The following is a 13334-nucleotide window of genomic DNA, read 5'->3' as shown; positions in this document are numbered from 1 at the left end:
TGCAATGTCAGGTTGCTCAAACTTGTGTTGCAGGTTCGCTATAAATACTATGGCCCAGTGACGAAACAATTAAATAGTTTCTAAAAAATTCCAATTAATCCAAAAAAAAGAAGCTGCCCATTACAGGCAGCTTCCATTTATAAAAACAGGAGATTGTTATTTTTTAACGATCCTGATCGATGTTGCTACATCACCTGCAGTTACTTTCACTATATAAGTGGCAGCAGCAAGGCTTGAAAGGTCAACACTTGTTTCGGTAGCGTTTACTGATTTTACAAGCACGGCCTGGCCAAGAATGTTGTACACGGCAACCTCTGTTATCTCTTTTGAGTAAGAAAGGTTAAGCGCGTCAACTACCGGGTTCGGATAGTAAGAGAAAGAAGCAGCATCAAAATCGTTCCTGCCTAATATCTCATTTACTGTTACGGCAAGAGCGCCGCTTGTACATGCACCTACAGTTTGTGTGGCATAATAAGTAGCCTCGTCTGTAAGTACTGTAGTATCCGGAAGCACTATTGTAAGCGCAGCATCAGCATACCAAATAAGGCCTGTACCTGTTACATCAAGATCCGCAAGGGTTTCACCTGTGTTGAAATCCTGGTTTTCATCACCTGAAGGGATCTGGATACCTGCACATGGATCGAAAACGTTAACTATTATGGCAAGCGCAGGGCTCACACAGTTTCCTACAGTTTGTGTTACGTAGTACGTAGCTCCATTCACTGCAACTGTCGTATTTGGAACAACCGTTGTAAGTGCAGCATCCGAGTACCATGTAAGGTTAGTACCTGTTACCGAAAGGTCGGCAAGAGTCTGGCCTGTAGTAAGGTCCTGAACAGCGCTACCCGCAGGGGCAAGCGTACCGGCACATGGATCTACAACGTTAACGGTAACTGCAAGCGCAGGGCTAACGCAGTTTCCAACAGTTTGCGTTACATAGTAGGTTGTACCGTCAACTGCTAACGTTGTGTTTGGAACAACTGTTGTAAGTGCAGCATTCGAATACCATATAAGGTTAGTACCAGTTACCGAAAGGTCGGCAAGGGTCTGGCCTGTTGTAAGGTCCTGAATTGCACTACCCGCAGGGGCAAGCGTACCGGCACATGGATCTACAACGTTAACAGTAACTGCCAGTGCAGGGCTCACGCAGTTTCCAACAGTTTGCGTAACATAGTACGTTGCACCGTCAACAGCAACTGTTGTGTTTGGAACCATTGTTGTAAGTGCAGCATTCGAATACCATATAAGGTTAGTACCTGTTACCGAAAGGTCGGCAAGAGTCTGGCCTGTTGTAAGGTCCTGAGAAGCATTACCCGCAGGGGCAAGCGTACCGGCACATGGGTCAATAACATTAACGGTAACTGCAAGCGCAGGGCTCACACAGTTTCCTACAGTTTGCGTAACATAGTAGGTTGTACCGTTAACTGCTACCGTAGTGTTTGGAACAACTGTTGTAAGTGCAGCATTCGAATACCATATAAGGTTGGTACCTGTTACCGAAAGGTCGGCAAGGGTCTGGCCTAAAGTTAAGTCCTGAGAAGCATTACCCGCAGGGGCAAGCGTTCCTGCACACGGATCAACAATAGTAACTGTTACCGCAAGCGCAGGGCTAACACATGTTCCTACCGTCTGCGTAACGTAATATGTAGTACCGCTTACAGCAACCGTTGTGTTTGGAACAACCGTAGTAAGCGCGGCATTAGAATACCATGTAAGGTTTGTACCCGTTACGGAAAGGGCAGCAAGTGTTTGGCCGGGAGCCAAAGTCTGTGCGGCATCGCCTGTTGGTGCAAGTGTACCGGCACATGGATCTACGATAGTAACCGTTATGGCAAGCGCAGGGCTTACACATCCGCTCACTGTTTGCGTTACATAATAAGTAGTACCGCTAACCGCTGTAGTAGTATTAGGTATTGTAGTAGTAAGCGCCGCATTCGAATACCATGTAAGGCCTGTACCAGTTACAGTAAGGTTTGACAGTTTTTGGCCCGGAGCCAAAGTCTGCGCAGCATTGCCTGTAGGTGCAAGTGTACCTGCACACGGATCATAAGCCGCTATATCAAAAGAGCCTGATGTGCCGTTGTATCCCCATGTATGCACAAGGATCACCTGGCCGGCAGTAAGGCCTGTCAATGCCAGTTTTGAGAAGTTACCATCACCATCATCAGCATTACATCCTAAAGCCGTCAGTGCAGCACATGCGCCACTGTAAGCAGCAACACCTGTATCTGTTACATTGGTATCACCATTACCCCTGGTTTCGATAGTTACTTTTCCTGAAGCGGGAACTGTTACCGAGAACCAAACGTCACCGCTTGATGCAAATCCTGTTGCATCGCATGTAGGTGTCGGGCCGGAAGCCGTATAGGTAGAGCCCGCAGTAGTAGTAGTAACTTTAGCAGTAGCAAAATCAACCCCTACGTTAAGCACGGTCGCATTCGCACACAGGTCGTTTGCCGGTGGCGGAGGGAAAGAGCCAATACAAATGTTGAAGGTATCCCTTGAAGAAGTACCGTAGCTGTATACCCTTACATAATAGGTACTGCCAACAGTAAGTCCTGTTACAGTATTCGTATCTGCATCAGAACAAAGAAGGCTTGTAGTGCTTCCGCAAGGGCCGCTCAATACCTGGAAATACATATCTGTAGATGTGCCCGATACGGCAACAACGTTAGACAGGGAAATTTTGTGTGATGTACCGGTCGCAACGAATTTAAACCAAACATCATCATCCGGTGTACCGAAACAAACACCTGCACCCATAGACTGAAGCGCATTTGCAGTAGAACCGGCAGTTACCGTACCACAAGCAAGGTCAGGGTTTACAGTAAGCGTTATCGCGCCGGCACAATCGTCATTTGCCGGTGGCGCCGGTGGCGTAGATACACATATATTAAAGTTTTGCGCATAAGAAGCTCCGTAGCTGTATACCCTTACATAATAAGTAGCGCCTACAGTAAGGCCCGAAACTGTGTTTGTGTTATCATCTGAGCAAAGCAGGCTGGTTGTAGAGCCGCAGGCACCGCCCATTACCTGGAAGTACATATCTGTAGAAGTACCTACTAATGCTACCACATCTGAAATGGTTATTTTTTGTGATGTACCTGTAGCAACAAATTTAAACCAAACATCATCGTCAGGGTTTCCGCTGCAAGGCGTTGCAGCCATAGATAATGTTGCACCAGCAGTAGTGGCAGCAGTTACCGCAGTACATGTGTTGTCAGGGTTTACTGTAAGCGTTACCGCATTGGCGCAGTCGTCATTTGCAGGAGGAGCCGGCTGGCTGCCGATGCAGATGTTGAAAGTATCCCTTGAAGTGGTTCCGTAAGAATATACCCTTACATAATAAGTCTGGCCAACTGTAAGCCCTGTAACGAAATTGCTGTTATCATCAGAGCAAAGCAGGCTTGTTGTGTTGCCACAAGTACCACTCAATACCTGGAAGTACATATCTGTAGAGGTGCCTGTTACAGCAACAACGTTAGAAAGAGATATGGTATGCATCGTTTTTGTAGCTACGAATTTGAACCATACATCATCATCAGGTGTACCGCTGCATGCGCCGGCAGCCATAGACTGGTACGCATTAACCGTTGTTCCTGCAGTTGTTACACCACAGTTAAGGTCATTATTTACCGTAAGTGTTATCGCTCCTGCACATTCATCGTTGGCCGGTGGTGCTGGCGGCGTAGAAACACATATATTAAAAGTAGCCCTTGAAGTAGAAGCATAGGTGTATACCCTGATAAAGTAAGTATTGCCTACAGTAAGTCCTGCAACCAGGTTGGTATTTGGATCAGAGCACAAAAGGCTTGTAGTCGTTCCGCAAGTACCATCCAGTACCTGGAAGTACATGTCTGTGCTTGTACCGGAAACGGCAACAACATCTGACAAAGTAATCCTTTGCACAGTACTTGCAGCAACGAATTTAAACCAAACATCGTCATCCGGCGTGCCGCTGCATACACCTGCACCCATTGACTGGTAAGCATTAGCGGTCGTACCCGCGGTTACAGTCGTACAGGTATCTGCAGTATTCACTGTAAGCGTCACCGCACCTGCACAATCGTCGTTAGCAACGGCAGCAGGAGGCGTAGTTACGCAGATATTGAAGGTATTCCTTGAAGAGCTTCCATAGCTGTACACCCTTACATAATACGTATCACCTACCGTGAGGCCTGAAACTGAGCCAGTGTCGGGATCAGAGCAAAGAAGGCTTGTTGTCGTACCACAAGTACCACTAAGCACCTGGAAGTACATATCTGTTGAAGTGCCCGATACAGCAGCTGTACCCGATATTGTTATGGTGTGTACAGAGGCAGTAGCCACAAATTTATACCACACGTCGTCGTCAGGAGTTCCACTGCATACACCGGCAGCCATAGACTGCGTTGCACCCAAAGTAGTACCGGCTGTAGTACCGGCACATGTAGTATTCGCACTTGGAATAAGTGTAATTGCACCTGCACAGTCGTCATTTGCCGGAGGGCAGGCTGTCTGCGTAAGGGCTGTACCCGTTACAACACAATTGGAATCTGTAGTGTTAGCAACTGTAAGGTTTACCGAAGTACCATTAGTATATGGCCCAAAAGTTACCAGTCCTGTAGCCGTAACTACCTGCGGAGCGCTACCCTGGTTGTCGGTCACCGTCAATGATGTAGCCGATCCCATGCTGGTGATGTTTGCAGTCGCGAAAAAGCCCGGGGTTACCGCACAGTTGGATACTATTCCAAATGTAGCCGCCTGGTTAGCGCAGGTATTTTCTGTTATATTCAGGGTATACGCAAAAGTTGAAGGCGTTTCCCAAATAGATAATAAAATGTAATAGGTCTGCCCGCCGGTTACGAGGAAGTTGTTTATTTCCCTGTTTCCTGCAGTTGTACTTGTAGCGCAGGCAGCATATTCAATACCTATATTCGCGCAACTTGTATAAACGAACATACCTGACCATGCAACACCGTTGGGCATACGTATATTAATGCTTTTATTTGTCGCTGGTGTGTAAGCATAAATTACATCATTACCTAAATGATAATAGTTACCGCTGCTAGTGGTACTGCATACAGGGCTCGAAGCCGTCGGTGGATCGTAATTATCTGCATAGTTTGCAGTATTGTCCGTAGTAGTGTAAGGCAGGCCTGTAATCACAATTGGATTTTCGCAGGTCGTGCCAACCTGGGAATACGCTGAATGACCTAAAAAGGACAGCAATGCTACAGCGAGCATTGTAAACCACTGTTTCTTTTTAGCCACGAGCTGACTCCCGAAGGTAGTTTTCTTCATAGCTTTTTTTAATTTAAATTTTGATTAATAATTTCATAAAAATAGTAATCAAAATCTTAAATAAAAATCACAAACTCCCCGAAAGACCCGCATTTAATTCAAAACCGAAAGAATTACTTGAATAAATTAACAGCTTTCAACCTAAATAAGATAAATTTTAATTAATAAAATAAGTTTCGTAATCCTACCTTATTAATGTTTTGATTATTGTGGAAAAATAACACTATTCCAAACTATTGTTATAAGTGTTTAATTTTCAGACGATAATTCAAAAAATATAAATCTTATGAGAAGAAATCCCAAATTACGCCAAAACGCACAGTAAAATCACGATAGGGAGTGTTTGGCGCCGAATAATAATCATATCCGGTAAAGCCCGAATTAAAGTGTTCAGCTCTCAGGAACATCCTGAATTCCTTTATTTTAGCATTAATAAAAAAATCCATTAGCGGAAAATCGCCAAACTTCTTTTTATCCTGTACGAAGAATTCACCGATCAATGGGTTGTAGTCGTTCCCATAGTATTTAGTAAAGTACTGGAAGGTGATACCGGTTTGGAAATACAAGGCCTTTTTAAATACATAATCGGAATAATACAGCGTATTTCTTGTTACGAGTTCGGGAACATTGATCACATTGTCCCTTTGGTCAACCTTTTGATACAAAACCGTGTTATCAAGGGCCAGTTTCCAAACCCTGAACTCACGCCCTACCTTAACCGAAAAATAATTGATCGTATTCCCATACTGCTGCGGCTTCACATATAGCGTATCGATATTCGCAGGGGTAGAGATCGTATTTATAAACTCATTTTTAAAATATAAATGGTCGTTGAGTATGGTATATTGTACAGAGGCATCAACCCATTTCGTTTTGGCCTCAAATTCAAAGCTATTGATCTTTTCGTTCTTAACGTTAGGGTTATACCAGTTGTAGGCCTTATAATCACTTTGGTAAAGCTTGTAATTCTGGTTAGGCAGCTTGTTCATGTTTTGATAGCGTGCCGAAACGCTGTTATTTTCATCGAAAGTATATCGGGCAGAGATATCGATATTAGCGAGTGATTGTTTAGTGATCGAGTTTGAGAAAAGTACACTGCCTTTCAGCTTGTTTTTATGATAGGTATATCTTGCGCCATAAGTATCAACTCTGTCATTTATGGCGTTGGGCACACCCAAAGAACCATTGGGATTAAGGATAATGGTCCTGTAAAAATAGTTGTAATTAAAGTCTTCTACATAAAACTCCACCATACCGATCTTTTCGTTAGAATAAGCAGCGCCCACCATATTATACATCATATTATAGCGTGTCTTATTGTTGATAGAAGTTGTATATGCCGCACCAAACCTTGTACTTTTTGTAGGCTGGGTATATTCAAAAAACTTATTCTCGTACGTAAACCTGTGGTGGAAGACAATGCTGTTTGGGTTACTCTTGTTAAGCCTGAATGTATGGTCTGCAAAAAAGCGATTGCCTTTAAGCATAGATGTGGCATCTTTAAAATAAACATCCAGACGCTCCCGCTGTGTGTAGGGATCGACCCCGCTTTCAAAAAAATCAGTATTGATGATGCCACCGTTCTCCTGGTTAGAAAGGTCCTGTCCGGTAAAATGGAGCTTTAAAAAATATCTTTTATCTTTTGTATTGTAACTGCCGCCGATGCGGAGATTTCCGTTACTTGAAATAGAATTTATGTATTTACCTATTGATCTTATACCTCGATAGCCGACAAACATATTGAGATTCTCTGAAGTATTTACCGTAATAAAGGCATCCAGTATTTGCCCCTGTTTTTGGGTAGACCTATAGAAAAGATCGGTATATGGAGTTGCTACATTATAATAGTTTATGTCTTCAACTTCCATGTAGTTAAAATGCTTCGCAGTAAAACCAAACCCGGGAAACGGATTGAATTTTGTCAGTCCGTAATCGAGCGTATTGTAAGTTTGCCCATCATTCGGAAAAGCAAGAAGGCCGAAGTTATCTTTCCGCAGGTAATTATTCTGATATTCGTTTTTGATTGTCAGAGAAGTATCTACGATGATTGTATCCCTTTCCAGGGTCACGATCTTGTACATATCTATGGTAGCGATAGTATCAGCAGCCGTTTTGGCCTGGCCCGTGCCCTTATCACTATCATCGCGCTGTATAGAAGCGGAATTCCCTTTTGGGGACGAATTTAATTTTCCTTTTTTCTTATCCTGGGAAAAAAGCAGTACAGGCAGCATTAAAAGAAAAATAGAAAGAAAAATTCTCTGCATCGGGATTAAGTTTAGGCAAATGTAATTAAATTTTAGGAACGGGAATATTCAAAAAACGCCAAAAAAAAGGGCTTTCGTATGAAAGCCCTTTTGATATTAAATTATAACCGATTATGGTGCCGGTATCAGGTATATATCGGCGGTAAATGGATCAGAAAATAAATCCTGAGTAAGAGACAGCTGGAATTCGTTAGTATCAGGATCAAATGTACCATCGCTACCGTCAGTAGCAACTTGTGAATTTGAATCCGGAGTAATATCAACCGTGTTATCGCAGTTTATTACCAATTTAGCCGGATATGGATATTGTCCGTCATAATTAGATCCAGTAGCTCCTGAAACAAAATTACCCCATAAATTTGCAACATTATAAGTAGCAGCATCTGCGGTAGGAACAAATGTAACAGTAAATTCTTCAGTAGCCCCGCCTACTTCACCAGTTACGTAACCAGTATAGGTCAACGGAATGTCCCTTGGGCAAACCCTGTATATTGACACTGTATATCTTGCCCTCTTCGCGTCAAAGATATCCTGGTCCTGAACAGATATCAAATCAAGTGTTAAGGTTTGCTTGATATCAGTAAGTGCATCATAATGCCCCGTAATTTTAATTTTTGCTGTAAACTCACCTGCAGGTATAACAAACGTGCTCTGATCGATAGTATACTGAGACGGTAATGCATCAGTAAGTTCATCATTTATTACAACCTGTACAGTCCTGTCATAATTTACCTTCTTGGTAGAGCCCACTTCTACGATAATCTCAGAAGGATTTGTGGATTCCTGTGGGTCATAAGTTTTAAGATTGCCTGCGGCAGTATTGAAACCAACCAAAGATTGGCCATCTCCTTTGTAAACAATCTTGTCTTCTTCGCAGCTTGACAATACCCCAACTAAAAGGGCAAAGACTACTATTTTTGAAAGATACTTTTTCATTTTTATATTTTTTTCTAGTAATTAGGATTCTGCTGAATGTTTGGATTAGCAGCTGTTTCAAGCCTTGGAATAGGCATTACGAACCTGTAGTCTGTAGTAGGAAGCGTACAGAACCCATTGAAGGCACAATCTCTTGGATCACGGTCAACCTGCTGTCCGGCAAGAACACCTAAACGTCTAAGGTCAACATACCTATGGCCTTCAAAAGCAAGTTCCATTCTTCTTTCCCTAAGGATGTAGGCCCAAACCTGTTGTATAGTAAGCCCTGCAGGATTAATATTTGCAGAAGATCCAATACGCGCTGTCCTTATTCTGTTAACGTCTGCAATAGCATTTGGAATATCATTCATACTTGCATAGGCTTCAGCCCTGATCAAATACATCTCAGACATCCTGAATATTTTAACATCATTAAGCATACTAAGACCTTCGCTACCCGGATATTTGCCAACAGGCAATACATCCCGCGACTTATATACTGAATTGCTTACACTATTGTAATCCGGAAGTACATATGATGGGAAACCAAAAGCAGACGCGTCTACGATCACTTTTTGCCTAACATCGCTAGAAGAATTAACAAGGTTAAATAATGCCCTGTTCACTTCGAAGAAAGGAGAACCAGTAACAGTAGTGTTAACAGATGACCAGAATTGGGAGAAGTTACCTGTTACGTTACCACCCGGGTTAGACCTGTTTATCTTAAAGATAACCTCTTGTCCAGAGGCATCTGTCCAGATAAGTTTATACTGCGTTTTGTTTGCAAGCGCCAAAGTCGGACCGCCTCCTGTAGCAAGTTGGTCAACAAATGTTTTAGCGGTTGCGTAATCGCCTCTGTAAGCAGCCATACGTGCCTTAAAAGCTTTAATAAAATTCTGAGTAACATAAAAGTAAGGATTCACATATGCCTCACCTGTTGCAGGATCAATTCCGGAAAGATTGTCTGCAGCAAATGCAAGATCAGTATCAATAAAGTCAAACACTTCACCAGTTGTATTCCTTGGCAGTTGAATATAGATGTCTTCAGGAACAAAGTCTACAAGAATAACTCCTAATGAGTTGTCATTCTTCATATCCTCACTAAAGAAAGTCAACAGATTGAAGTGCCCATAAGCCCTAAGCGCATGAGCTTGTGCAAGGATATCATTATATCTTGCAGTATCCTCCTCATTCTCAGGATCAACTACAACATTTTCTACGCCGTTGATAAGCCTGTTTGCGGCATTGATAAGTGCATAATTTTCAAGCCACATATTAGCAGCATCTCCGGAGGTAGCAGGATTTAAAAGGAAAGCAAGTTCACCATCCTGCCCCTGGCCACCATTAGATACACCTAATGCAACCTCGTCAGTAAATAAGGAGGTAAAATATATCTGATTCTCACCAGGTATGGATGCATATACACCATTTAGACCCAACTGCATATCATCTATCGTCTGATAAACTTTATCTGGTGGAAGCTCACTTGGCTGCGTTATATCAATTGCATCATCACACGACACAAATAAAGCCCCTGTGATAAAAAACAAAATTAATTTTAAATTTTTCATATTCTTTGTCATTTTTTTTAGAATTGTACTTCAAGACCTAAAGAGAGTATTCTCGGAGTAGGGTACTGGTACTGGTCTGCACCACGGTCACTTTCTGCATCCCAACCCCTCCATTTTGTAAATGTAAGTAGGTTTTCAGCCTGGAAATATGCCCTTAGACCTGAGAAAGGTGTTTTTTCAAGCATCTTTTGGTTAAAGCTGTATCCAAGACTTACATATCTTAGCCTTACATAAGATGCATCCCTAAGATACCTGTCAGAGTTAGCATCCTGGCCTTTGTTTGTAAGGAACAATGACGGAATACTGGTTATCCTGTTATCCGGAGTCCACGCGTTAAGAAGGTCAGTAGATTTATTAAACACACCAATATCAGTTGGATCCTGAAGACCTTCAAGATCATAATCTATCCTGGAAATCTTCGCTACATAAGAGAATTGTGTGGTAAGACCAAAACCTTTGTAATTAGCCTCAAAACCAAACCCTCCCTGATAAACCGGAATTGGCGATTTACCAGTAAGTACCCTGTCTTTACTTTGATCTGGAGTCTCAGTCAACTGGCCATCCTTGGTATAAAACAAAAGGTTACCATCAGCCGGGTTAACACCTGCATATTTAATCATGTAGAATTGTCCTAACTGGCCGCCTTCATCATCTGCCTGGTTACCTAGGTCACGGAAGTTATCAGCATTTGTTACATCCAGCAATTTATTTTGGTTGTAAGAGCCATTAAAATTTAGTGTAAGGGTAAAATCATTAGTTTTTATAGCGTCATAAGAAAGTAAGGCTTCAACACCCTGGTTCTGCAATGAACCACCGTTTGAATCAATGGTATATGTAGCATTTATAGCAGAAATTTGTTTTCCCTGATAAAGGGCATCAGTAGTTTTTCGGTATACATCAAATGTACCTCTTAACCTCCTGTCAAACATCTCAAAATCTATACCAATGTCTGCTTGTTTTGATATTTCCCACTTCAGGTCAGGATTACCTAATTGTGATACTATATAAGAGGGCTGAAGAAAGTATCCGGTACCTTGGGTGAACAACGTCCTTGAAAGATTTGGACCTGCAAAAATACTTGATCCAACAATATTCTGGTTACCTGTAGTACCGTAAGACGCCCTTAATTTTAGCATCGTAAATGGAGAACCCTGCATAAATGATTCCTGATCAATATTCCATCTTCCTGAAACAGACCAAAATGTACCCCAACGGTTCGTTTCAGCAAAACGGTAAGAAGCATCCCTACGAACAGTAACTGCCAAGCCATACCTTTGATTGTAGTCGTAATCCGCAGTAGCGAAGTAAGAAAATAAACCAGCTGTACCTTTTCCAGCAGCTACTTCAGGAAGATAGAACTGTGGTGTAGCAGTGTTAAACGGTATGAATCCGGCACCATTGCCAGGCACGAATACTTTAGGATCCAAACCATTCTGAGTATAATTAAAGCCTTGGGTATGCGCTTTAAGATATTCAGAGAAAACTGACGCATCATTAGTGTGTTTACCAAAAGTCTTATTAAAATTAAGGTTAACATTCGTGTTGAATGTTATATTCCTTGCAAAACTCTGGGCCTGCCATCCAAGATACAATTCATTATTCTGCTTGAATAATAGCGAGTTAAACGATGTAGGATCCTGCACCTGAGTGCTCACTGCTTGTGTATAATCAGAACCAAATGTACCTGCGAGTGTAAGCTCATCAGTAAGCTTATAACTTCCCTGAACGTTACCAATCATTTTAAGCTCATCCGTTTTAAGCGTGCCTTTTTTCACGATATCAAGCTGCATAAGCGGTGAAAGTAATAGTGTACCTGCACCAATATTATTTGGATCGGAAGGATCTGCCTGATACATATCAAGGATACCCTGGCTTGTAGTATACATGTCCGGGCTGATATAAGGCACACCCTGGTTAGCACCCAATACAGGGTTGATATTCACGTTACCTGTACCAATATTCGAAGCTTCATTCCTTACAGAATAGTTTATCGTTAATGAAGTACCGTAGTTGAATCTTTTATCTTTGCTTGACCCCGAAAGGTTGTTCCTGAAGTTAAACCTCTTTAAGTCTGTACCAATAAGTATACCTTCCTGGTTAAAGAAACCGAAAGAGGTAAACGATGAGATATTTTCGCCACCGCCAGTAAGGCTTAAAACGTGGTTTTGTGAAACACCCGTCCTGAAAAGAACATCTTTCCAGTTTGTATTAGTAGCAAATGCAGCAATCTGCTGATCAGTAAGGCTTGCGCCATAACCATTACCTTTAGTTTTCTCAAGACCCAGTATTTGCCTAGAGTTCATCGTATTGTACTTATTGTTCTGCATTTCAGTAAAGCTGGTAGTACCATTGTACTTAACCTGCAATGCTGAATTGAAAGAACCTCTTTTAGTCTTAACGATAATCACACCATTCGCACCCCTGTTACCATAGATAGCAGTAGCACCCGCGTCCTTAAGAACCGATACCGACTCAATATCGTTCGGGTTAAGGCTTCGGAAGTTATCAGAGTTCAACGGCACACCGTCGATTACAAACAAAGGCTCAACCTGACCGTTAATAGATCCGTAACCCCTTAGGATTACTGTAGAGTTAGCACCTGGCTGCCCTGAACCTGTCGAGATATTAAGACCCGGAATCTGGCCTTGCAGTGTCTGGATAAAAGACGCGTTCGGCCTGCCCTCGATCGTTTTTGCTGTAACTGTGGTCACGGCGATATTAGACAGCGGCCTGGTACTGTTACGGTATCCCTCTACCACAACATCCGCAAGAACTGTAACATCATCTTCCATCCTTACATCCGGAACAGAAGCTGAAGGACCTACAGTAATCGTCTGCGTTTTCATTCCTACAAATGTTATAACCAGCTTTTGACCAGTAGAAGCCTGAATGGCGAACCTTCCGTCAAAATCAGTCTGAACACCTGCTGCAGTAGAACCCTGAACTTTTACATTCGCTCCGGGAATCGGCATCCCCTGGCTGTCATTAATGACTCCTGTAATAGTCCTCTCCTGCGCAAAGGAAAACTGAATAAAAAACGCCAGTAAAAGCGTAAAAATCCAAGTAAACTTTGATTTCATATTTAATTAATTTGAGTTAGTTAAGTTGCAAATCTATTAATTTATTTTAATATAACAAACTTTTAACATTGCAATACTCTCACAAGTTTTCACAATTTTTAGTATAAATGGAAAATCCAGAGAAGATTAATAATAATTGCCCACATATTGTATCTATTTTTGAATTAAAACAAAACGTCAACAAAAAGCTGACGTTTATTATTAGATACAACGAAATGTAA

At 42.1% G+C, this 13334-nt stretch carries 5 protein-coding genes; all 5 read right to left on the bottom strand.

The window, feature by feature from the left end; all coding sequences use genetic code 11:
• Positions 1-156 precede the first annotated feature (156 nt).
• Positions 157-5283 (bottom strand): T9SS type A sorting domain-containing protein, encoded by a 5127-nt coding sequence (locus HYN59_RS08705; protein ID WP_108777900.1) that lies wholly within the window; start codon positions 5281-5283, stop codon positions 157-159.
• Positions 5284-5567: 284 nt separating this feature from the next.
• Positions 5568-7547 (bottom strand): putative porin, encoded by a 1980-nt coding sequence (locus tag HYN59_RS08700; RefSeq protein WP_108777899.1) that lies wholly within the window; start codon positions 7545-7547, stop codon positions 5568-5570.
• A gap of 111 nt (positions 7548-7658) precedes the next feature.
• Positions 7659-8483, bottom strand: coding sequence for a hypothetical protein (locus HYN59_RS08695; RefSeq protein ID WP_108777898.1), 825 nt, complete (start codon positions 8481-8483; stop codon positions 7659-7661).
• Positions 8484-8497: 14 nt separating this feature from the next.
• The gene (locus HYN59_RS08690; protein WP_181369537.1) at positions 8498-10033 is read right to left on the bottom strand and encodes a RagB/SusD family nutrient uptake outer membrane protein; all 1536 of its coding nucleotides are present in this window, start codon (positions 10031-10033) and stop codon (positions 8498-8500) included.
• 17 nt (positions 10034-10050) lie between these two features.
• Positions 10051-13113, bottom strand: a complete 3063-nt coding sequence (locus HYN59_RS08685; protein WP_108777896.1) for a SusC/RagA family TonB-linked outer membrane protein — start codon at positions 13111-13113, stop codon at positions 10051-10053.
• Positions 13114-13334 lie beyond the last annotated feature (221 nt).

Source organism: Flavobacterium album (assembly GCF_003096035.1).
Classification (GTDB): domain Bacteria; phylum Bacteroidota; class Bacteroidia; order Flavobacteriales; family Flavobacteriaceae; genus Flavobacterium; species Flavobacterium album.
This window is presented reverse-complemented; position numbering and strand designations above follow the sequence as displayed.